Origin of the sequence: Pseudarthrobacter defluvii (assembly GCF_030816725.1) — a bacterium.
GTDB lineage: Bacteria > Actinomycetota > Actinomycetes > Actinomycetales > Micrococcaceae > Arthrobacter > Arthrobacter defluvii_A.
Window position 1 is genome coordinate 590,138 of the sequence record NZ_JAUSYG010000001.1, and the last position, 22,476, is coordinate 612,613.

Sequence of the window (22,476 nt, forward strand, 5' to 3'; positions counted from 1 at the left end):
GATCCAGGCCACGGGCACGTCGACCAACGTATTAGTAAGTATGCTGATGAGTCAAGCCTGCTCCGCGCGGCGCCGTCTTGGGTGCCCTTCGCGCTGGGGCAAGATAGTGGATGTCAGGAACGGCCCACTGGAGGGAGGCGGGAGATGGAGCCCGTAATGGTCGACGGCGGCAAAGGCTCGGTCGAGCTGCGCGGTGACGGGGTCATCCACCTCGTCTGGGAGCCCAAGGTCCGCATCGAGGTCGAGGATGCGCAGGCGGCGATGGCTGCGGTGAACCGGATCGCCGGCGACGGCAATTACCCCATGCTGGTGGACATGGCCACCACCGAGAACGTGAGTATCCAGGCCCGCTCGGTGTTCTCCATCCCGTGCGCGGCTAACCGGATCGCCCTGCTTGGGACAAGCCCGGTGGACCGGATCATCGCGAATTTCTTTCTGGGCGTCCATGTCCCGCCCTGCCCCACGCGGTTCTTCACCTCACGGACCGAGGCCATGAAGTGGGTCCAGCTGGCGGGAATGTAGCCCGCCGGTGAGTCAGTCGGCGTCAGGCGCGGCTGTGCTCTGCCGGACCACCAACTCCGGCGTGAACACGACGGAGCGGTGGACCGGGTTCTGGGACTCCACTTCTTCGGACAGCAGTTCGATGGCTGTCCGGCCCAGGAGCTGGGTGGGCTGGCGGATGGAGGACAGGGGAACCACCGCGGAGCCGGCAAAGTCGATGTCGTCATAGCCGATCAGTGCCACGTCATCGGGAATGCGGTACGTGTGTGTCATGGTCAGCGACTGCATGACGCCCAGGGCCAGGAGGTCGTTGGCGCAGAAAATCGCCTCCGGCAGTTCAGCCCTGCCCCGCTCCACCAGCATGTCGCCCACGCTGCGGCCGGCGAGGACGGTCTGGCCCTCAGCTTCCAGCACCTCCAGCGTGGCGTCCGGTTCCTCCTTCACGGCCCGCTGGGCCCCCTGGAGGCGGTCTGCCACCTGCCGGATGGACGTGGGGCCGCCAACGAAGGCGAGCCGACGGCGGCCGGTGTCCAGCAGGTGCCGGGCGGCAAGGTGCCCGCCGGCGTCGTCGTCCACGGCCACCGAACTAAACTTCGATTCGTCAGCGAGCCGGTCCACCAGCACCGTGGGCACGCCGCGCTCGCGGAGGAGGTCCAGCCTGTCGGTTACGTCGCCCACCGGCGAGATCAGCAGGCCCTGGACCCGCTGCTCCTGGAAGAGGTCGATGTAGTTGGCCTCCCGGGCCGCGTTGTGCCCGCTGTCGCCCAGCAAGACGGCGCTTCCCTGCAGTGCGGCTGCGTCCTCGGCCGCGCGGACCACCGACGTGAAGAAGGGGTTGCCCACGTCCAGGACGATGAGCCCGATGGTGCGGCTGTGGCCCACGCGGAGTTGCCGGGCGGCGTCGTTGCGGACAAAGCCGAGTTCGTCGATGGCGCGCAGCACCCGCTCCTTGGTCCGCTCCGACACCCGGTCCGGATAGTTCAGGACGTTGGAGACCGTCCCCACGGCGACGCCTGCGTGGGTGGCCACGTCCTTGATACTGGCTGCTGTGCGGTTCATCGATTCTCCGTGCTGATATGCCCGCGGCAGATGCCTCCGTGCGGGAAATCAAAAGTTCTGGCCATTGCTTGACACCTGCTCAAATCCAAGAGTACTTTGAATCGTACCAATGAAACGATTCAAACCTTCGTGAGTTTGAAAGAGGAGTTCCGATGAGGGTGTGCTTCCGTTCCTCGGTCCAGCCGGCGCTGATCGACGAATACCGGCGGCGCCATGCCGCGGTATGGCCGGAGATGCTGCAGGCCCTCAAGGACGCGGGCTGGCACAACTACTCCCTGTTCCTCGGGGAGGACGGGCTCCTGGTGGGCTACGTGGAGTGCGACGACTTCGACGCCGTCCGCGCCCGCATGGCCTTGACAGACGTGAACGCCCGCTGGCAAGCCGAAATGGCAACGCTCTTCGAAGATTCCGGGCAGGCGCCCGACGCAGGGTTCCAGGTCCTCGAGGAAGTCTTCAACCTCGACAGCCAGTTGGCCCACCAGCCTTCCGCAGGTTGACCAGCCGGCAAACCCAAACCAGCACGGCTCCAGCAGCGGGGCACCATCCACAAATGCATCAGATCGACGCTCAAACACCGGAAAGAACCATCATGAATGACGTAGCAACGGCGCTGGGCAGGCTCGGAGAGCTTGCCATCGAGGTCCCTTCGTGGGCCTATGGAAATTCAGGCACGCGGTTCAAGGTGTTCGGCACCCCCGGCACGCCGCGGACCGTCCAGGAGAAGCTGGCGGACGCCGCCAAGGTCCACGAGCTGACCGGCCTGGCCCCCACCGTGGCCCTGCACATTCCGTGGGACAAGGTGGACGACTACAGCGCCCTGAAGGAGTACGCGGCCGGCCTGGGCGTGGGCCTGGGAACCATCAACTCCAACACCTTCCAGGATGACGAGTACAAGTTGGGCTCCCTGACCTCCTCCAACGAGGCCGTCCGGCGCCGCGCCGTGGACCATCACCTGGAGTGCATCCAGATCATGAACGCCACCGGTTCGCAGGACCTGAAGATCTGGCTGGCGGACGGCACCAACTACCCGGGCCAGGACGACATGCGCGGCCGGCAGGACCGCCTGGCTGAGTCCCTGCAGGAGATCTATGCCGCCCTGGGCGATGAGCAGCGCCTGGTGCTCGAGTACAAGTTCTTCGAACCGGCTTTTTACCACACGGACGTTCCGGACTGGGGCACCTCCTACGCCCAGACCCTGGCCCTGGGGGAGAAGGCGTTCGTTTGCCTGGACACCGGCCACCATGCCCCGGGCACCAACATCGAGTTCATCGTGATGCAGCTGCTGCGCCTGGGCAAGCTGGGGTCCTTTGACTTCAACTCCCGCTTCTACGCCGACGACGACCTCATTGTGGGTGCCGCAGATCCGTTCCAGCTCTTCCGCATCATGCATGAGGTGATCCGGGGCGGCGGCTACGGCAAGGAGTCGGGCGTTGCCCTCATGCTGGACCAGTGCCACAACCTGGAAGAGAAGATCCCGGGCCAGATCCGGTCCGTCCTGAACGTCCAGGAAATGACCGCGCGTGCGCTGCTGGTGGACACCGCCGCCCTGGACGAGGCGCAGCGTGCCGGGGATGTCCTGGCAGCCAATGCCATCTTCAACGATGCCTTCTACACCGACGTCCGGCCGGCCCTTGCCGAATGGCGTGAATCCCGTGGCCTGCCCGCGGACCCGATCGCTGCCTACAAGGCCAGCGGCTACCAGAAACAGATCAACGAGGACCGCGTGGGCGGCCAGCAAGCCGGATGGGGCGCCTAACCAGCCATGAGTAACAACAAAACTGTTGAAGACCTGATCGCCCGTTCCAACCGCTTGGGCGCGGATAAGCGGAACACCAACTTTGCCGGCGGCAACACTTCCGCCAAGGGCGCCGAAAAGGATCCGGTGACCGGCGAGGACGTCCAGCTGCTCTGGGTCAAGGGCTCCGGCGGAGACCTGGGTACCCTTAAGGCCCAGAACCTCGCTGTCCTGCGCCTGGACCGGCTGAACGCGCTGAAGAACGTCTACCCCGGCGTGGAGCGCGAAGACGAGATGGTGGCCGCGTTCGATTACTGCCTGCACGGCAAGGGCGGGGCAGCCCCGTCCATCGATACCGCCATGCACGGCCTGGTGGACGCCCCCCACGTGGACCACCTGCACCCGGACTCCGGCATCGCCATTGCGACGGCGGTGGATGGTGAGGCGTTGACCACCAAGATCTTCGGCAACAAGGTGGTGTGGGTTCCCTGGCGCCGCCCCGGGTTCCAGCTGGGCCTGGACATCGCCGCCATCAAGGAGGCGAACCCGCAGGCAGTCGGCACCATCCTGGGCGGGCACGGCATCACCGCCTGGGGCGCCACCAGCGAAGAAGCGGAAGCCAATTCGCTGTGGATCATTGAGCAGGCCGAAAAGTACATCAGGGATAACGGCAGGGCCGAACCCTTCGGCGCCAAGCTCGCCGGGTACGGGGCGCTGCCGGAGGCGGAACGGCGTGCCAAGGCCGCCGCCCTGGCACCGGTGATCCGCGGCCTTGCCTCCACGGACAAGCCGGTCCTGGGGCACTTCAGCGATGACGCCGTCGTCCTTGACTTCCTTGAAGCAGCCGAACACCCGCGGCTGGGCGCCCTGGGCACCTCCTGCCCCGACCACTTCCTGCGCACCAAGGTCAAGCCGCTGATTCTGGACCTGCCGGCCGATGCCTCCATCGAGGATTCCATCGCGCGGCTGCACGAGCTGCACGCCGACTACCGCGGGGACTACCAGGCCTACTACGACCGCCACGCGGACGCTGATTCCCCTGCGCTGCGCGGCGCGGACCCGGCCATCGTGCTGGTCCCCGGCGTGGGCATGTTCTCCTTCGGGGCGAACAAGCAGACCGCCCGGGTGGCCGGGGAGTTCTATCTCAACGCCATCAACGTGATGCGCGGCGCGGAGGCCATCTCCACCTACGCCCCCATCGAGGAATCCGAGAAGTTCCGGATCGAATACTGGGCGCTGGAGGAAGCCAAGCTGGCCCGGATGCCCAAGCCGAAGTCCCACGCCACCCGGATCGCGCTGGTGACCGGCGCGGCGTCAGGGATCGGCAAGGCCATCGCCACGCGTTTGGCGTCCGACGGCGCGTGCGTCGTCATTGCCGACCTGAACCTGGAAAACGCACAAAAGGTCGCCGAGGAATTGGGCGGTGCCGACGTCGCCATCGGCGTCCAGGCAGACGTCACCGACGAGGCACAGGTGGCCGCGGCCATCGACGCCGCGGTGCTGGCGTTCGGCGGTGTTGACCTGGTGGTCAACAACGCCGGCCTTTCCATCTCCAAGCCGCTGCTGGAGACCACGGAAAAGGACTGGGACCTGCAGCACAACGTCATGGCCAAGGGCTCGTTCCTGGTGGCAAAGGCCGCGGCGAAGGTGATGATCGCGCAGGGTATGGGCGGGGACATCATCTACATCTCCTCCAAGAACTCCGTGTTCGCCGGCCCCAACAACATCGCCTACTCCGCCACCAAAGCAGACCAGGCCCACCAGGTCCGGCTGCTCGCGGCCGAACTGGGAGAGCACGGCATCCGCGTCAACGGCATCAACCCCGACGGCGTGGTCCGCGGCTCCGGGATCTTCGCCGGCGGCTGGGGGGCCAAGCGCGCCGCGGTCTACGGCGTGGACGAGGAAAAGCTGGGCGAGTACTACGCCCAGCGGACCCTGCTCAAGCGAGAAGTCCTGCCCGAGCACGTGGCCAACGCCGCCGCCGTCCTCACCAGCAACGAACTGTCCCACACCACCGGCCTGCACATCCCCGTGGACGCCGGAGTGGCCGCAGCCTTCCTCCGATGAGTACGCTCGTTCCCCGGGCACAGCCAGGTGTCGACGGCAGTGTGTTCGCCGGCAGTGTGTTCGCCGCCGTCGACATCGGCGCCTCCTCCGGCCGGGTCATGCTCGGCCGTGTTTCCCCTGAAGGGGTGTCGCTGGAGACTGTCCACCGTTTCCCCAATGGTGTGGTGGAGATCGACGGCGGCCTCCGCTGGGACTTCGACGCGCTCTTGACGGAGGTGCTGGAGGGCCTGCGGGCGGCCGCCACGGTCGCAGCGGTGCAGGGTGAAACCATCGCCGGCATCGGCATCGACACCTGGGCGGTGGACTACGGACTGGTGGACCGTGCCGGGAAGCTGGTGGCCCAGCCCTACAGCTACCGCGACGACCGCAGCCGGGCTGCGGTGGCACCCGTGCACCGGAAGCTGGACCCCGCACGCCTGTACCAGACCACGGGCCTGCAGTTCCTGCAGTTCAACACCATCTACCAACTGGCCGCGGAACGGGACCTGGACGGGCTGCAGGCGTTGCTCATCCCGGACCTGATCGCCTTCCTGCTCACGGGGGTCCGCCGGACCGAGGCCACGAACGCCTCGACCACCGGGCTGTTCGACGCCGTGGCGGGGGAGTGGGCCACCGAGTTCTTTTCGGCACTGGGCCTCCGGAAGGACCTGTTCCCTCAGCTGATCCAGCCAGGCGAAGCCTACGGGCAACTCCTGCCGGACATCGCCGCCCAAGTGGGGCTGCCGACGGACACGAAGGTCGTGGCCGTCGGCTCGCACGACACCGCTTCCGCCGTCGCAGCCGTCCCCGCGACAGCGGACAACGACGGGGAGAACTTCGCGTACATCTCCTCCGGCACGTGGTCCCTGGTGGGTCTGGAACTGAAGCATCCGGTCCTCACCGAGGCCAGCCGCGAAGCCAACTTCACCAACGAACGCGGCGTGGACGGCACCATCCGCTACCTGCGGAATGTGGGCGGACTGTGGCTGCTGAGTGAATGCCAGCGGACCTGGGCGGGCGAAGGGTTCCAGCCGGACCTGGCCGCCCTGCTGACCGCCGCCGCGGCCCTTCCCGCCGGTGGACCGCAGATCAACGCCGATGACCCGTACTTCATCGCCCCGGACAACATGCCCGAACGTATCCGCGCCGGGGTCCGCCATACCGGTGACGTCCTTGCCAATGATCCCGCCGCCATCACCCGCTGCATCATGGACAGCCTCGCAGCCGGCTACGCCAGGACCATCACCGCGGCGGAACGCCTGGCCGGCCGCCCGGTGGACGTGGTGCACGTGGTTGGCGGCGGGTCGCAAAACACGCTGCTCTGCCAGCTCACAGCCGACGCCGTTGGCCGCCCCGTCATCGCCGGCCCCGTCGAAGCCACCGCGCTGGGCAACGTGCTCATCCAGGCACGCGCCGCGGGAGCCGCAGCAGGCGGGCTGCCGCAGCTGCGGGAAATCGTCGCCGCCGGGACGAACCTTCGCCGCTACGAACCACTCATCAGCGTGCGCCACGGATCCGTGCAGTAACAGGGGACCCATGCAGTAGAAATGGAAGAACCCGCTCGCGAGCCCGCCAAACAAACCGAAAACAGAACAGGACAACGATGCCCCTTTTCGACCTTCCCCTGGCACAGCTGCGCGGCTACACTTCCGAGGTCACGCCCCCGGAAGACCTAGGGGCATTCTGGGACGCGACCCTGGACGAAGCCCGCGCCTTTCCACTCAACGCGGCCTTCGAGCCGATTGAGAACTACCTCACGGTCATCGATACCTTCGACGTCACCTTCTCCGGCTTTGGCGGTGCACCGGTCAAAGGCTGGCTGCACCTGCCGGCCAACCGGGAGGCGGGTTGCCAGCTACCGGTGGTGGTGAGCTACGTCGGCTATTCCGGCGGCCGCGGCCTGGTCAACCAGGACACGCGCTGGGCGCAGGCCGGGTACGCCCACTTCATCATGGACACCCGCGGCCAGGGGTACGGCGGCACGCTGGGGCACACCGCGGACCCGCACCCGTCGGCCGGGGATGTGGCGCACGCGGGACTGATGACCCGGGGCATCTCGAGCCGGGAAGACTACTACTACCGGCGCGTCTACGTGGACGCCTTCCGGGCCGTGGAAGCTGCGCAGGCCCATCCCGCCGTCGATCCTGCAAAGGTGGTGCTGGCAGGAGTCAGCCAGGGCGGCGGCCTGGTGGTGGCCACGGCGGGGCTCACCGCCGGACGGCTCGACGGCGTCATCGCCGCGCTGCCCGACGTCCCGTTCCTCCAGGACTTCCCCCGCGCCATCGACATCACCCCGCGCGGGCCGTACCCGGAAATAGCCCAGTTCCTGGCCCGGCACCGTGAGCGGTACGACGACGCCCTTGCCGTCCTCAACTATTTCGACGGCGTCAACCTGGCGCGCTACGCCACGGCGCCGGCCCTCTATTCCGCCGCCCAGATGGACGACATCTGCCCGCCGTCCACCGTCTTCGCCAGCTTCAACGCCTACGGCGCGGGAACGACCGCCGCCTCCGCCACCGGTGCTGCCAAGGAAATTGAGGTGTACCGGTTCAACAACCACGAGGGCGGCCAGGAACACCACTGGATCCGGCAGCTGGTGTTTCTGCGGAAAATTCTGGGGTAAATTGCCTCCTGGGTGAGAAAGCGGTTTCTCACCCAGGAGACGGAGACATGAAGTCACTGAACAGGGCCGCGGTTGTGGGCTACGGGGCTGGCGATGCGGCCAACAGCATGATCATCAGCACCGCCAACATGTTCCTGCTGGTCTACTACACGGATGTTGCCGGAATCGGCGCGGCGGCCGCCGGAACCCTGTTGGTGGTGGCGCGGGTGTTCAACGCCTTCACGGACATCGCCGCAGGCAGGATCGTTGACCGGTTCCACAGTCCCCGGTGGGGCAAATTCCGCCCCTTCCTGCTCTTCGGCTTCGTTCCGCTGGTGCTTGCCGTTGCCGTGTTCCACGTGCCCGACGTCGAACCATCCCTGAAACTCCTCTACGCCTACTGCACCTACTTCCTGGTCTGCCTTGCCTACAGCCTGGTGAATGTCCCGTACGGCTGCCTGGTGGGCGCCATGACGCAGGACCCCCGTGAAAGGGCCAGGCTGGCCGGCGCGCGGACCATCGGAGGACTGTCCGTGGGGGCGACGCTGGGGTTTTTCGTGGCACCGCTCCTGGGCAGGGGCGGGGACGTCCAGCAGATCTTCACGGTGGTGACCCTCGTTTTCGCGGTCCTCGGTTCCGGGCTCTACGTGTTCACCGGGATCGCCTGCCGCGAAAAGGTGCCCGGCAGCGTTCCCAGGATTACCTGGCGCCAGACCATGGAGGCGCTCCGTGTGAATTCGCCGCTGCTGGTCCTGTGCCTCAGCTCCGTGCTGCTGGTAACGGGAAACTCCGCCACGGTGGCAGCACAGTTCTACTACCTGCGGGATGTCCTGTCCCGCCTGGACCTCTTTCCCCTGATGGCGGGAACACAGGTGGTGATCACCCTGGCCCTCGCCGTCCTGATGCCCCGCCCCGTGGCCAGGTGGGGCAAGAAAGCAGTGTTCACCATCGGTTGCCTGCTCGGCGGGGGAGGCGGCCTGGTGGTCTTTCTCGCTCCGGCCGAAACCCCCTGGCTGGCCGTGGCCGGGATGGTCCTGGCGCAGCTTTCGGCCGCAACGGTAAGCATCCTCACCTGGGCGCTGATCGCGGACACCGTGGAGTACGGCGAGTGGAAGACCGGCGTCCGGGTCCAGGGCATCAACTACGCCCTCCTGGCCGCCACCCGGAAACTGGGCATGGGCTTCGGTGGCGGGCTGGTGGCGTTCGCATTGGCGTGGGGTGGTTACTCCTCGTCCGTCCAGGAGCAGGGCGCTCCGGCGCTCACGGCCATCCGCGCTGCCGCCGGGCTGCTGCCCGCCGCCCTGGTGCTGGCCGCCGTCGTGATCCTGTACTGGTACCGCCTCACCGACCAAAAGCATGCCGAGCTGGTGGCCGGCCTCCAAAAATCCCGGTGACCGGAATGTGACGCAGCTGATTTTGCGGCACCGGCGGCCTGGGCTTATGGTCTTGGCATGACTAACCGTTGGTATGCGTATTTTTCGTTGGCTCTGGAGGGGCCCGCGTCTAACTGACACGCAACCAGCATTCCTTCAGAGCCAACAGGGCAGAGATTATTCTCTGCCCTTCGCCGTTTCTCCGGCGGGTTCTGAAATCCGGGCCCGCTTCCCATCTGGAACAGGACCCCCGAACATGAGCACCGCAACAGCTGCAGCAACCGCCAGCGACACCACGTCCACTTCGAACCTGCGCGTCAGCGAATTCACTCCGCTGCCCGCTCCTTCCGACCTCCTCGCGGAACTGCCCCTGGACGCCCGGGCTGCTGCCGTCGTCGAACGCGGCCGGGACGAAGTGCGGGCAATCATGGACGGCGTGGACGACCGCCTGCTGGTCATCGTGGGACCGTGCTCCATCCACGACCCCAAGGCCGGGCTGGAGTACGCGCGCAGGCTGGTCAGCCAGGCCGAAAAGCACAAGGAAGACCTGCTGATCGTCATGCGGACCTACTTCGAAAAGCCCCGCACCACCGTGGGCTGGAAGGGCCTGATCAACGATCCCCGGCTGGACGGCAGCCACGACATGGTCACCGGCCTCCGCACCGCCCGGCAGTTCCTGCAGCAGGTCACCGCGCTGGGCCTGCCCACCGCCACCGAGTTCCTGGGGCCCATCAGCCCCCAGTATGTGGCGGACCTCATCTCATGGGGTGCCATCGGTGCCCGCACCACGGAAAGCCAGATCCACCGGCAGCTCGCTTCCGGGCTCTCCATGCCCATCGGCTTCAAGAACGGGACCGACGGCGGCCTGCAGGTGGCCGTCGACGCCTGCGGTGCCGCCGCGGCGGCCCAGGCGTTCCTGGGCATTGACGGCGAGGGACGGGCCGCGCTGGTGGCAACCGCCGGAAACCCGGACACGCACGTCATCCTCCGCGGCGGCCGCAAGGGGCCCAACTACTCAGCGGCCGACGTCGAACGTGCCTCCAACGAACTGGCCGGCAAGGGGACTGAACCCGCGCCTCATTGTCGATGCCAGCCATGCCAACAGCGGCAAGAGCCACCACCGGCAGGCCGAGGTGGCGCTGGAGATCGGGGCCCAGTTGGAGGACGGCGGCCCGGCGGCGCGCGCAGTGGCGGGCGTGATGCTGGAGAGCTTCCTGGTGGGCGGCGCCCAGAACCTGGACGTTGCGGAGCATGCTGCCGGGCGCTCGGAGCTGGCCTACGGCCAGAGCGTCACCGATGCCTGCATGGACTGGGACGTTTCCGCGTCCGTCCTGGAGCAGCTGGCGGCATCGGCACGGAAGCGCCGGGAGTCGAATTAGGGGACGAAATAGGGGATCCACTACTTTCACATCTGCCACATGAACATCTACAGTATCTACGTAGGTGGTTGGTGGATGGCTCAGCATCGGAACACCGCATTGGCACGTACCTGGGGTCACTGTTGTCCATCCGTCAGCAAAGGAAAATAGGGAAATGTCGGCAGAACAGAACTTCTCCAACGCGAAGTTCCTGACCGTGGCTGAAGTGGCCGAGGTCATGCGCGTCTCCAAAATGACTGTTTATCGGCTGGTCCACTCCGGCGAAATGCCGGCAGTGCGCTTCGGCCGCTCCTACCGGGTCCCCGAAAACGCCGTTGAACAGTACCTTAAAGGTGCTGTTGTGGACGGCCACACCGAGACGGCCTAAGGCAGCTTGTCCTGAGCGGCTCCCGATAGGCGGTACCCTGTTAAGGAACGTTTTACGTCATTGTAAGAATCTGTCAGTTGTTCAGTTCGTAGCTTTGTCCGCGGACATTTTCCATCAGACAGGTACTGCATCTAGTTTGTAAGGAACTTTCGTGGGTTCAGTTATCAAGAAGCGTCGCAAGCGTATGGCCAAGAAGAAGCACCGCAAGCTGCTTCGCAAGACCCGTCACCAGCGCCGCAACAAGAAGTAGGAATACTTCGAACAGCGCAGAGATGCCCGTCGCCTTCCAAGGCGGCGGGCATTTCTGTTTCCTGTTAGTGCGTCCGGGTCTTGTTCGCCGATCCTGACGGTCAAGGTTCGGATTCGCGGACAGGCTTAGGATTCGTTGGATTCTTATACCCGCGGGCCGCGGATGCGGGCGAAGCCCTTCCAGAGGCCGTAAACGGCTCCGCCGAAGGTGGCCGCCTTGAGCCCAAAGGTGGCGGCACGGCGGCCGGCGCGGAAATCGTAGACCGGCCAGTTGCGGTCGCGGGCGTGGCGGCGCAGCTTGGCGTCCGGGTTGATGGCCACCGGGTGGCCCACCAGCGACAGCAGCGGTACGTCATTGTACGAATCGCTGTACGCCCAGCAGCGCTTAAGGTCCAGGCCCTCTTCATCAGCGATGACCTGGACGGCAACGGCCTTGGCAGAGCCGTGCAGGATATCGCCCACCAACCGGCCCGTGTACATTCCGTCCGACACTTCACCTACCGTTCCCAGCGCTCCGGTCAATCCCAGGCGGGTGGAGATCACGGTGGCCACTTCGATGGGCGTGGCCGTCACCAGCCAGACGCGGCGGCCCACCCGGAGGTGCTGCTCGGCCAGTGCTTTGGCGCCGGGCCAGATCCGGGACGCGATCATCTCGTCATAGACCTCTTCACCGAGGGCCTTGATGTCGTCAACGGTGATCCCAGCGGCCAGCGTCAAGGCGGAATCGCGCACGGCATGGACGTCGTCGATGTTCTCCCCGCGCGCCACGAACTTGAACTGCTTCCACGCGAAGCCGGCGGCCTGGGCCAGGGTGAAGGCCCCGCGCTGGTGCATTTTCCGCGCCACGTGGAAGAGGCTGGCTCCGCGCATCAAGGTATTGTCCACGTCGAAAAACGCCGCTTCGCCTGGCTGCGGCTCGGCAACCGGGCGCGTGACTACGGCGACGTATTTCTCCTCGGGCATGGACTCGAGTCTAGTCAATCCACTGGCCCGCCGCCGTCGGCGTCACCCGCAGCCCGCGAACGGCGATACCGTTAAGCCATGGCTACACCCCGCGTCGTCCTGGTCACCAAAGCTGACTGCCACCTTTGCGAAGAAGCGCGCGACGCCGTCAGCCGGGTCACTGCCTCGTTGGGCCTTACCTGGAGCGAAGAATTGGTGGACAACCAGCCCGAACTGCGCGAGCGCTACGCCGAGGAAATTCCGGTGGTGCTGGTGGACGGCGTGCAGCGCGACTTTTGGAAAATCGACGAAACCCGGCTGGAACGCGTGCTGCGGCGCGCCATGGCCCAGTAGGGGAGCGCCGGTGACTTCCCTGGATTCAACACCGCAGCCCCTCCCGGAGCTTCCGGATGCCACGGGCACCCCGCCCAAGCAGATACCGCCCGCAGCAGTGGCCCGGCTGACGCTCTACCTTCGCGCCCTGAACACTCTGCTTTCGGAGGGTGTGGAGCGCGTCTCCTCCGAATCCCTGGCGGAAGCCTCCGGCGTCAGTTCCTCCACCCTGCGCAAGGATCTGTCCCATGTGGGGTCGTACGGAACCAGGGGCGTGGGGTACGAGGTGCAGTACCTGAGCCGCCACATTGCCGCGGCGCTGGGACTGACGCACGACTGGAAAGTAGCCATCGTCGGCGCGGGCAACCTGGGCAAGGCGCTGGCGCGGTACGGCGGCTTTGAGTCCCGCGGGTTCGACGTCGTGGCCATTTTCGACGCCGACCAGATGGTGGTGGGCAGCGAGGTTGGATGGCTGCGGGTCAGTGACGTGGCAGACCTCGAGACAGTGCTGCACCGTACCGGGGCGAACATGGTGGTGCTTGCGCTTCCGGCCGCGGTGGCGCAGGGTGTCTGCGACCGTGTGGTGGCGGCAGGCGTGCACAGCGTACTCAGCTTCGCGCCGGTGATGCTGCAGGTCCCCGAAGGGGTCAACCTCCGCAAGGTGGACATGGCCACCGAACTCCAGATTTTGGCCTACCACGCCCAGCGGGCCCAGGCGCCCGGCCAGATGGCGTAGCGCCCGGGCAGGCAGCGTCAGCACCGGTCCAACGGAAACGGCCCGGGAAGCTTGCTGCTTCCCGGGCCGTCCTGTCTGTCAGCGGATGTGCCGGCTACCGACCGTAAGGGTTGCCGAAGCCGCCTGAGTACGGGTTGGCGAAGGGCTGCTGCTTCCGGAAGTACGGGGCAGCTGCAGGCAGGTAAAGCAGCACGATTGCTACGATCCCCAGTACGGTTCCGAGCGTTCCGATGCTGGGGACCCCGAACAGGCCAAAGATGGACAGCGCCGCGAAGACCGTTCCCAGGATGCGCGCCCAGTTCTTGCCTTTGCGGATGAAGAATGCCACCAGCAGGTACAGCGCGGCGCCGATGATGGCGAACACCACCAGCGTGCCGGCGATGACGCTCTTGATGCTGTCGTAGCTGACATCCGTTCCGCTGGAACGGACCTGCTGCTCAAAGAGCTGCCGGAACTGGGGGTCGTCCAGCTGGGTGAGTCCAAGGAGCATGCCCACGACGAAGATTACGGCCGACGCGATCAGCAGCCAGAACGAGATGTTCACCAGCTGCGGCACGCCGTTGCTGCCGGCCGCCTGCGGCTGCTCCGACGGGTACTGGCCGCCGTAGGGGGACTGGCCATATGGCGACTCGCTGCCCTGGGGCTGCCCGTAGCCAGGAGCCTGGAAACCGTTCTGCCCGTACTGCGATCCCTGGGGTGCATTCTGGCCGTACTGGGGGGCTGCCGGCGGCTGCGAACCGTACGGGGGCTGGTTCTGCCCGTACTGCGGTGCATTCTGGCCGTACTGCGGAGCGTTCTGGCCGTAGCGCGGCGGCTGGGCTCCGGACTGCTGGCTGCCGGACTGGTCGTTTCCGGATTGTCCGTTGCTGGAGTGGGGGTCTTGGGACCCGGGAGGCGGGACGGGAGGAGTACTCATGGGCGTTCCTTCTGCGGGTCGGGATCCAGGTAGGCTGCCGGGAATCGGTCCTCAGCCTTCCCCCCAGCATGGCTTACGTCCACCGTACCCCCGGCGGGCGGCGTTGTGGGTGATTCAGGAAGTGTTGGTCCCTCGCGTTTGGCCTTTAAACACTGCACCCCGGCGCCCCCGAGAAGGCGTTGCCGGGGTGCAGTGAAGGGAGTAATCAGGCTGCGGGAGCGATGAAGGCGAGTTCGAGGTTGATGGCTACCTTGTCGCTGACCAGCACACCGCCGGTTTCCAGGACGGCGTTCCAGGTCAGGCCGAAGTCCTTGCGGCTGATGGTGGTCTCCGCCGAGACACCGGCGCGGGTGTTGCCGAACGGGTCAACGGCCACGCCGTTGAACTCGGTTTCCAGGGTGACGGGGCGGGTGACGCCCTTGATGGTGAGATCGCCCTTGAGTTCGTAGCTGTTGCCCTTGGCTACGAGCCCGTTGGAGACGAAGGAGATCTCCGGGAACTTCTCCACGTCGAAGAAGTCTTCGCCCTTGACGTGGCCGTCGCGGTTGGCGTCGCCGGAGTCGAAGCTGGCGGTCTTGATGGTGGCGTTGATCTTGGAGTCGGCCACGTCCTGGGCCAGGTCCAGGGTGGCGTCGGCTTCGGTGAATTGGCCGCGGACCTTGCTGATGCCCGCGTGGCGCACGGTGAAGCCGATTTCGCTGTGGGAGTTGTCCAGGGTCCAGGTGCCGGTGGTGACGTCTGCGGGAAGTGCCATGATGATGCTCCTTGTGTGGGTTTGCCTGTAAGTGCCTAATGTTGAACCTTCATAAGTTGAAGCCTCAACTAACGTGCTGCATCCAGTATAAACATGTGTTTGCATGTTTTGTTCCCGTCTTCGGAACATTTCTTCAGAAACTTCAGTTCTACTGTTTGTAGAAAGTAGGTGCGGAAGATTTCGGATCGCACGCCATCTTTGAGAAACTGGTAAACATGCCCCAAGCCACTGTCCATCTGCTCCGCCACGGCGAGGTCCATAATCCCGACGGCGTTCTCTATGGACGGCTCCCGGATTTCCACCTCTCCGAACTGGGGCAGGAGATGGCGCGGATGCTTGCGGAGCACTTCAGGCAGCGCGCCGAGCGTGGAGCCCGCATCACCTACCTGGCCGCCTCGCCGCTTGACCGTGCGCAGGAAACTGCACGGCCGACGTCGGAAGCCCTGCAGCTTCGGATCCACACCGACGAGCGGATCATCGAAGCGGAAAACTATTTCGAGGGCATGAAGGTCACCAAGGCCGAACTCCGGCGGCCCCGGCACTGGCCGCACCTGGTCAACCCCCTGCGCCCGTCCTGGGGGGAGCCATACAAGCAGCAGGCGGCAAGGGTGGCAGCTGCCGCGCGGGATGCGCGGCTGAAGGCAATTGAACTTGCGGCCAGCGATTTCGGTGCCGAGGGCCCCGAAGCCATCCTGGTCAGCCACCAGCTGCCCATCTGGGCTACCCGGCTGAGCGCGGAAGGCAGGCCCCTGTGGCACGATCCCCGCAAGCGCGAGTGCACCCTGACCTCCGTTACGTCCCTGGTGTTCGACGACGACGGCTCGCTGGTGCGGGTCGACTACAGCGAGCCCGCAGCGTCCCTTCTTCCCGGTGCCGCCAGCACCCCTGGAGCCTAGTAGTGAGCAACAACAACCTTCCATCGCGCCGCAGCATGCTCGCCGCCGGCGGCATGGCCCTGACCGCGCTGACCCTTGGCCTGTCCGGCTGCGCCCAGGAGGATGCCCTGGCCAAGCAGGCCAAAGCCGGGGACAACAAGAATTATGTTGCCGGCGACGGCTCGGTCACGGAGTTCGCCGCCGCGGACCGCAAGGAAGCCGTGCAGATCCAGGGCCAGCTCTTCACGGGCGCCGCCGTCACCCCCGCCGATTTCCAGGGCAAGGTGAGCGTCCTCAACTTCTGGTTCGCGGCCTGCGCCCCGTGCCGGGTGGAAGCGCCGCTCCTTGAAGAACTGCACCAGGAGTTCAAGGACCAGGGCGTCCAGTTCTTCGGCGTCAACCTCCGGGACGAGAAGCCAACGGCGGAGGCGTTCGAAAAGACTTTCAACCTGACCTACCCCAGCTTCAATGACAAGGACGGCTCCGTCCTGCTGTCCGTGTCCGGCCTGGTGCCGCCCGGGGCCGTGCCCACCACCCTGGTCCTGGACAAGCAGGGGCGGGTGGCCTCCCGCGTCCTGGGCGAGATCGAGAAGGGCACCCTGAAAGCCCTCATCGCCGCCGCCGTGGCGGAATAGGGACAGGCCGGGACCGTGAACAGCCCCTTCGCCGAAGCCATCCTCAGCGACTCCCTCCTGCTGGCCATCCCGGTGGCCCTGCTCGCCGGACTGGTCTCTTTCCTTTCCCCCTGCGTCCTTCCCCTTGTCCCCGGCTACCTGGGCTACGTGACCGGCCTGAGCGGTGTGGACCTGCAAAAGCAAAAGCGCGGCCGGATGCTGGCAGGCATCGGACTGTTCGTGCTGGGCTTCTCCGTGATCTTCGTCCTGCTGGGCGGCGCATTCGGCCAACTGGGCACACTCATCACCGGCAGCCAGAACGCCTGGATCACCCAGCTCCTGGGCATCCTGGTGATCATCATGGGCATCGTGTTCATGGGCGGCTTCAGCTGGCTGCAGCGCGACGCGAAAATCCACGCCAAGCCCCCGGCCGGCCTGTGGGGTGCGCCCTTGCTGGGCCTGACCTTCGGGCTGGGCTGGGCACCGTGCATCGGCCCCACCTACTCGGCCGTTCAGCTGCTCAGCCTCTCCGGCGGATCCTCGGCCGCGAAGGGCGCGTTCCTGGCCTTTGTCTACAGCCTGGGGCTGGGCATCCCGTTCCTGCTGATCGCCCTGGCCCTGCGCCGGGGGATGGGCGTAATGGCGTTCTTCCGCAAGCACCGCCTGGCCATCCAGCGGACCGGCGGCGGAATCCTGGTGGTCCTTGGGCTGCTGATGGCCACCGGCGTGTGGGGTGCCTGGGTGACTGGGCTGCAGTACTGGTTCCAAACCGACGTGAAGTTGCCGATCTGATGAGCGAGCGTGTGAACGTAAAGAAGAAGCAATCTGCCCCAGTTGCCGAGGCAAAGGCGCAGGCCGCCCTTCCGGCGCTGGGCCCCAGGGGCATGCTCCGGTGGGCCTGGACCCAGCTGACCAGCATGCGTACCGCCCTGTTCCTGCTGCTGCTCCTCGCCGTCGCCGCCGTCCCCGGGTCGCTCTTCCCGCAGCGGCCCGCCAACCCGGCCGTGGTGACCCAGTACATCAAGGACCACCCCGACTACGGCAAGCTGCTGGACACCCTCCAGCTCTACGACGTCTATTCCTCGGTGTGGTTCTCGGCGATCTACCTGCTGCTGTTCATCTCGCTGATCGGCTGCGTGGTGCCCCGCGCCATCGCCCACTACAAAGCGATGCGCTCCCAGCCGCCGCGTACCCCGCAGCGCCTGTCCCGGCTGCCGGAATACGGCACCCTGGTGATTCCCTCCGGTGCCCGAATCCCGGCGTCGGACGCCATCAACGGTGCAGCGGGCCTGCTGCGCAAGCGCGGCTACCGGGTGGAGGTCAGGGATGCCGACGGCGCCCTTCCGTCCCTGGGTGCCGAGCGCGGCTTCCTGAAGGAAGTGGGCAACCTGGTCTTCCACACCTCGCTGATCGGCGTGCTGGTGTCTGTGGCCGCCGGCGGCCTGTTCGGCTACAGCGGCCAGCGCATCCTGGTGGAAGGCGACACCTTCGTGAACACCCTGGTGGGCTACGACCAGTTCAACCCGGGCACCAACTTCCAGTCCAGCCAGCTGCAGCCCTACTCCCTCCAGCTGGACAAGTTCAACATCACCTTTGACCGCGAATCCAAGGGCAAGTTCGGGCAGCCCATCGACTTCGCTGCCACCGTGACCACCAAGGAAAACCCGGAGGCCCCGCCAAAGCAGGAACTCCTCAAGGTCAACGATCCCGTCAGCCTGGGCGGCACCAGCATCTACCTGACCGGCAACGGCTACGCACCGGTGGTGACCATCCGGGACGGCGCCGGAAACGTTGCCATGCAGGGCCCGGTGGTGGCCAAGCTGCAGGGCGAGAACTACTACTCCTCCGTGGTGATCAAGGTCCCGGACGCCCAGCCGGACCAGCTGGGATTTGTGGGCTTCTTCCTCCCCACTGCCTTCGTCACCGACAAGAACGTCTCGTTCAGCGCCGACCCGGAGCTGTTTAACCCGCAGTTGACCCTGAACTCCTACTATGGCGACCTGGGCCTGAACAAGGGCGCCCCGCAGAACGTCTTCGAGCTGGACGTCAAGAACCTGACCCCGCTCAACGCAAGGAACCTGGCGGCCGGCGGCATCACGCTGGCACCCGGCTCCACCTACACGCTGCCGGACGGCAAGGGCAGCATCAGCTTTGACGGCGTCAAGCGCTACATCGGGGTGGACATCCACCACAACCCCGGACAGGCCTCTGCCCTGGTGTTCGCCCTCCTGGCCGTGGCCGGCCTGATCTTCTCGCTTTACGTCAACCGCCGCCGCGTCTGGGTGCGCACGGGAACCGCCGATGACGGCCGCACCATGGTGGAGTATGGCCTCCTGGCCCGCGGCGAGGACCACCGCCTGGCCGGCGAGGCAGCGGCTCTCCGGAAACTGTTCAGCGCGGAGTGGCAGCTGCCCGAAGACGCTGCGCCTGAAGGCACCGCGACTGAACGTCCTGGCCAGTCCCAGCAAACTCCCAGCGGGGCAAGCGATAATGGCGCAGGCCCCGTCACCACTCCAGCAGGCCCCACCGGGCCCGAAAAGGACCAGTAATGCCATTTGGAATCAACGAAACCATGGGCCAGTACAGCGAACTCTTCATGCTGCTGGCGGCGGGTACCTACACGGTGGCCTTCATCGCCTTCGCCTGGGACCTGGCCAAGAGCAGCAAAGCCCTGCGCGCGGTTGACCTCAAGGCCGCCCAGGCCGGGACTGCCGCCAGGGTTCCGGTGGCCGCAGGGGTGGGCACAGGCTCTGCCGGGACCCGCCTGGACGGGCCCGCGGACCGTGCCGAACGCCCGTCGTCGTCCGCCGCCAAGGCCGGCGGGGCAGGAACCGGCGGCGTTGTAACGGCCGACGGCGACATGAAGTACGCCACGGAGCGCCGGGTTCCGGCGCGGGTCGCCGTAGCCTTGACCATCCTCGGCGCCGTCATCCACGGCGCCGGCGTGGTCACCAGGGCCCTGGGCGCAGGCCGCGTCCCGTGGGGCAACATGTACGAATTCCTTACCACCGGTGCGTTCCTGGTGGCGGCTGTGTTCCTGCTTTCGCTGATCCGCCGCGACCTTCGCTTCCTGGGGACCTTCGTGGTGGGCCTGGTGATCATCATGCTGGTGGCGGCATCGGTGGCCTTCTGGACGCCTGTTGGCCACCTGGTTCCGGCCCTGCAGAGCTACTGGCTGGTCATCCACGTCTCCATCGCGGTGCTTTCCTCGGCCCTGTTCACCCTCACTTTTGCCATGTCCGCCCTGCAGCTTGTCCAGTCGCACCGGCAGAAAACCGTGGCCGCGGGCGGTGCGGACAAGCTCGGATTCATGCGCCTGGTGCCCTCCGCGCTGAGCCTGGAAAACCTGTCCTACCGCATCAACGCCATCGCTTTCATCGGCTGGACCTTCACCCTGATGTTCGGCGCCATCTGGGCCGAGAAAGCCTGGGGCCGCTTCTGGGGCTGGGACACCAAGGAAGTGTGGACGTTCGTTATCTGGGTTGTCTACGCCGGCTACCTGCACGCACGCGCCACCCGCGGCTGGACCGGAACACGCGCCGCGTGGCTGTCGATCGTGGGCTACCTCTGCGTGATCTTCAACTTCACCATCGTGAACACGTTCTTCAACGGGCTCCACTCGTACTCCGGCCTCTAATCCAGGACAGGCCCGCTGTTTCGGGCCTGTACGCCCCAAATCGACTGCTATTGCGGCCCTTGTCCGCCATATAACTATTCGATGTAACAACAGGGGTGTTCGCGGGTCTCCCGGAATGCTAGTTTGGTGAATGTTCACTGTGATGAAGCTTGCATGTGGACCGCCAGCCTTCCGAGGTAACCATGAGCTACGCACTCGCCGTAGACGTCGGGACAAGCTTCACGGCAGCCGCCGTGGTTCGCTTTCACCAGGGTGCTTCCCCTGTGCCCGAATGCTTGCCGCTGGGCGCCCGTGGAGCGTCTGTGCCGTCCGTGGTGTACTACCCGGAGGAAGGCACCGTCCTAGTGGGCGAGGCCGCCGAACGCCGCGGGCTGGACACGCCTGAGCGCGTAGTTCGGGAATTCAAGCGCCGGATTGGCGACGACGTACCCATCGTCCTGGGCACCTTGGCCCTGCAGCCCGAGGATGTCTTTGCCACCGTTGCCCGGTGGGTGGCCGACCGCGCTGCCGAACGTGAGGGGGGCCCGGCGTCGGCCTTCTTCCTGACCCACCCCGCGGCCTGGGGAAACCACCGCCTGTCCGGGGTCCGGGACGCCCTTGCTGCCCACGGCCTGGAAAACGTCACGCTCCTTCCCGAACCGGAGGCCGCCGCATTGCACTATGCCTGGCAGGTGCGGGTGGAGGAAGGCAGCACCATCGCCGTCTACGACCTCGGTGGCGGCACATTCGATACCGCGGTCCTGCGGAAGTCCGGCAACAGCCGCTTCGAGCTTTTGGGGCGCCCCGAGGGAATTGAAGACCTGGGCGGGGCCGACTTTGACGCCGCAGTCTTCCGCTACGTGGCCGGCCACAGCGGGACGGCCCTGGACCACCTCGATCCCACCGATCCCGCAGTGCTGGGGGCACTCACCCGGCTCCGCCGCGAATGCGTGGAGGCCAAGGAAGCCCTCTCCGCGGACAGCGAGGCAAGCATTCCCGTGCTCCTGCCCGGCGTCCAGCAGCAGATCCGCCTAGTCCGCTCCGAGTTCGAAGCGCTGATCGAGGAGCCCGTCCGGGAAACCGTGGAGGCGCTGGAACACTCCCTGGCCCAGCTCCAGCTTGAGCCGGAGGACCTTTCCACGGTGCTGCTGATTGGCGGGTCGTCCCGGATCCCCCTGGTGGCACAGCTGGTATCCGAGCAGCTGGGCCGGCCCATCGCGGTGGACGCGGACCCCAAGTCCTCCATCTGCCTGGGCGCGGCAGTGGCCGCGCTCCTTGCCCACAGGGCAGAGGCCCTTGCGGAAACCCCGGCTGCCGAACCTGAGGCAGCGGAAACGGGACCGGCACGAACCGAAGCCGGGGACGACGACGCGCGTGCCGCCGTCGTGCCCTCCGCAGTGCCGCCTGCGCCAGGCATGCCGGGGCGGCCGAGCTGGTCACGGAAATATGCGACGGCGGAGGGCGCCCCGGTGCGGGCCGCCGCCACCCGCAGTGCGCTGCACGGGAAGGGGGGCGCGCACGCCCCGAAACCGACCATGCGGGTTACGGCTGTGGCCGCCGCCGCTGCTGTCCTCACGGTCCTGACCGCTACTGCCGCGCAGAGTCCGGACGGCTTCGGGAGCCTGACCGCGATTTTCGTACCGCAGGCCGGCGCCACCACGGGCGAGTCCCCGGGGGCCGGTGCCGCCCCGGCGCCTGGAGGAGGGGCAGCAGCTGCTGCCGCTCCACAGCCGCTTGCCGGCGTTGAGGCCAGTGCCAGGAAGCCGCTCACGCAGGAGCCTGGAGCCGCCGCATCCGCACCGTCCACCCCGTCCGCCTCGTCCACCGGCAAGCCGGCGGCAGGCAGCGAAGGGACGGCGCCAGCGGGCAGCGCAAACGGGGACGGCCCTGCCGCGGGGGCTGCAGCGAATCCGCCTCCTGGTTCCGCCGGGGGAACGACCGGCACAGGTATCGTGCCGGATTCCATTGCCGGGGGTACCGGAGGCTCCACGACCGCTCCTGTTGCGACGAGCCCCACTGGCCCCACCTCGCCTGCGACTACCATTCCCGGCACCACCCTGCCGGGAACTTCACCGCCCGGAACCACGTCGCCTGCCACTACACCGCCCGTCACCTCCCCGGCGGTGACGGATACCCCCACGCTCGGCTCCGGCCCGGCTCCTACGGATTCGGGCACGGCTACACCCAGCAGCGGGAGCGCGTCTCCGACCATCACCCCGACAACAATGACCGCAACCGGTGATCCAGTCGTCACTTCAGACCCCACTGAGGTGACGCCCACCCCCACCGTGGCGCCGCAACCCACACCGGAGGAGCCCACTGTCACCACTCCTGCCACAGCCGTCGCCACGGCCCCGACCACAGCTCCGGCGGCCTGAG

At 66.4% G+C, this 22,476-nt stretch carries 21 protein-coding genes and 1 pseudogene; 18 read left to right on the plus strand and 4 right to left on the minus strand.

The window, feature by feature from the left end; genetic code table 11:
- The first annotated feature begins 144 nt into the window (after positions 1–144).
- Positions 145–522: a DUF7793 family protein gene (locus QF031_RS02640; protein ID WP_307423717.1), complete on the plus strand. Its 378-nt coding sequence runs from the start codon at positions 145–147 to the stop codon at positions 520–522.
- A 12-nt stretch (positions 523–534) separates the two neighbouring features.
- Here the strand turns inward: QF031_RS02640 and QF031_RS02645 are convergent, their stop codons facing one another.
- A complete protein-coding gene (locus tag QF031_RS02645) occupies positions 535–1,560 on the minus strand; it encodes a LacI family DNA-binding transcriptional regulator (protein WP_307423720.1) in 1,026 nt (341 codons plus the stop codon).
- A 152-nt stretch (positions 1,561–1,712) separates the two neighbouring features.
- Here QF031_RS02645 and QF031_RS02650 point away from each other — a divergent pair, with 152 nt between their 5' ends.
- The 9 genes and pseudogenes from QF031_RS02650 to QF031_RS02690 all read left to right on the plus strand — a co-directional run bounded on the left by QF031_RS02650 (position 1,713) and on the right by QF031_RS02690 (position 11,312).
- The gene (locus tag QF031_RS02650; protein WP_307423724.1) at positions 1,713–2,057 is read left to right on the plus strand and encodes an L-rhamnose mutarotase; all 345 of its coding nucleotides are present in this window, start codon (positions 1,713–1,715) and stop codon (positions 2,055–2,057) included.
- Positions 2,058–2,149: 92 nt separating this feature from the next.
- The gene (rhaI, locus tag QF031_RS02655) at positions 2,150–3,316 is read left to right on the plus strand and encodes an L-rhamnose isomerase (protein ID WP_307423727.1); all 1,167 of its coding nucleotides are present in this window, start codon (positions 2,150–2,152) and stop codon (positions 3,314–3,316) included.
- Positions 3,317–3,322: 6 nt separating this feature from the next.
- Positions 3,323–5,362: a bifunctional aldolase/short-chain dehydrogenase gene (locus QF031_RS02660; protein ID WP_307423729.1), complete on the plus strand. Its 2,040-nt coding sequence runs from the start codon at positions 3,323–3,325 to the stop codon at positions 5,360–5,362.
- A complete protein-coding gene (locus QF031_RS02665) occupies positions 5,359–6,867 on the plus strand; it encodes a rhamnulokinase (protein WP_307423732.1) in 1,509 nt (502 codons plus the stop codon). The genes QF031_RS02660 and QF031_RS02665 overlap by 4 nt, the downstream gene beginning before the upstream one ends.
- Positions 6,868–6,944: 77 nt before the next feature.
- Positions 6,945–7,964, plus strand: coding sequence for an acetylxylan esterase (locus QF031_RS02670; RefSeq protein ID WP_307423735.1), 1,020 nt, complete (start codon positions 6,945–6,947; stop codon positions 7,962–7,964).
- A gap of 47 nt (positions 7,965–8,011) precedes the next feature.
- Positions 8,012–9,337, plus strand: a complete 1,326-nt coding sequence (locus tag QF031_RS02675; RefSeq protein ID WP_307423737.1) for a glycoside-pentoside-hexuronide (GPH):cation symporter — start codon at positions 8,012–8,014, stop codon at positions 9,335–9,337.
- A 235-nt stretch (positions 9,338–9,572) separates the two neighbouring features.
- Positions 9,573–10,695: pseudogene (locus QF031_RS02680) on the plus strand (3-deoxy-7-phosphoheptulonate synthase).
- Between the two features lie 154 nt (positions 10,696–10,849).
- Complete coding sequence (locus QF031_RS02685; protein WP_043452394.1) at positions 10,850–11,062, plus strand: helix-turn-helix domain-containing protein; 213 nt, start codon at positions 10,850–10,852, stop codon at positions 11,060–11,062.
- Positions 11,063–11,213: 151 nt separating this feature from the next.
- A complete protein-coding gene (locus QF031_RS02690) occupies positions 11,214–11,312 on the plus strand; it encodes a 30S ribosomal protein bS22 (RefSeq protein ID WP_003792170.1) in 99 nt (32 codons plus the stop codon).
- A gap of 143 nt (positions 11,313–11,455) precedes the next feature.
- Here QF031_RS02690 and QF031_RS02695 read toward each other — a convergent pair whose 3' ends face one another.
- The gene (locus QF031_RS02695) at positions 11,456–12,274 is read right to left on the minus strand and encodes an HAD family hydrolase (RefSeq protein ID WP_307423739.1); all 819 of its coding nucleotides are present in this window, start codon (positions 12,272–12,274) and stop codon (positions 11,456–11,458) included.
- A gap of 78 nt (positions 12,275–12,352) precedes the next feature.
- Here QF031_RS02695 and QF031_RS02700 point away from each other — a divergent pair, with 78 nt between their 5' ends.
- A complete protein-coding gene (locus QF031_RS02700; protein WP_307423742.1) occupies positions 12,353–12,607 on the plus strand; it encodes a glutaredoxin family protein in 255 nt (84 codons plus the stop codon).
- Between the two features lie 10 nt (positions 12,608–12,617).
- Entirely contained in the window at positions 12,618–13,322 is a 705-nt protein-coding gene (locus QF031_RS02705; RefSeq protein ID WP_307423744.1) for a redox-sensing transcriptional repressor Rex, read from the plus strand.
- A gap of 94 nt (positions 13,323–13,416) precedes the next feature.
- Here the strand turns inward: QF031_RS02705 and QF031_RS02710 are convergent, their stop codons facing one another.
- Positions 13,417–14,238 carry a hypothetical protein gene (locus tag QF031_RS02710; RefSeq protein ID WP_307423746.1) on the minus strand — a complete coding sequence of 274 codons (822 nt, stop codon included), beginning with the start codon at positions 14,236–14,238 and terminating at the stop codon, positions 13,417–13,419.
- 205 nt (positions 14,239–14,443) lie between these two features.
- Positions 14,444–14,992: a YceI family protein gene (locus QF031_RS02715; protein ID WP_307423749.1), complete on the minus strand. Its 549-nt coding sequence runs from the start codon at positions 14,990–14,992 to the stop codon at positions 14,444–14,446.
- Between the two features lie 215 nt (positions 14,993–15,207).
- Between QF031_RS02715 and QF031_RS02720 the strand changes: the two genes are divergently transcribed.
- The 6 genes from QF031_RS02720 to QF031_RS02745 all read left to right on the plus strand — a co-directional run bounded on the left by QF031_RS02720 (position 15,208) and on the right by QF031_RS02745 (position 22,475).
- Positions 15,208–15,888, plus strand: a complete 681-nt coding sequence (locus QF031_RS02720; protein WP_307423752.1) for a histidine phosphatase family protein — start codon at positions 15,208–15,210, stop codon at positions 15,886–15,888.
- Positions 15,889–15,923: 35 nt separating this feature from the next.
- Positions 15,924–16,502, plus strand: a complete 579-nt coding sequence (locus QF031_RS02725; protein WP_307433096.1) for a TlpA family protein disulfide reductase — start codon at positions 15,924–15,926, stop codon at positions 16,500–16,502.
- Positions 16,503–16,517: 15 nt separating this feature from the next.
- Complete coding sequence (locus tag QF031_RS02730) at positions 16,518–17,273, plus strand: cytochrome c biogenesis CcdA family protein (RefSeq protein WP_307423754.1); 756 nt, start codon at positions 16,518–16,520, stop codon at positions 17,271–17,273.
- Complete coding sequence (gene resB, locus QF031_RS02735; protein ID WP_307423757.1) at positions 17,273–19,030, plus strand: cytochrome c biogenesis protein ResB; 1,758 nt, start codon at positions 17,273–17,275, stop codon at positions 19,028–19,030. The genes QF031_RS02730 and resB overlap by 1 nt, the downstream gene beginning before the upstream one ends.
- Complete coding sequence (ccsB, locus tag QF031_RS02740) at positions 19,030–20,118, plus strand: c-type cytochrome biogenesis protein CcsB (RefSeq protein WP_307423759.1); 1,089 nt, start codon at positions 19,030–19,032, stop codon at positions 20,116–20,118. Before resB ends, ccsB begins: the two co-directional genes overlap by 1 nt.
- Before the next feature lie 182 nt (positions 20,119–20,300).
- Complete coding sequence (locus tag QF031_RS02745; RefSeq protein WP_370874552.1) at positions 20,301–22,475, plus strand: Hsp70 family protein; 2,175 nt, start codon at positions 20,301–20,303, stop codon at positions 22,473–22,475.
- The last annotated feature ends 1 nt before the right edge of the window (position 22,476 follow it).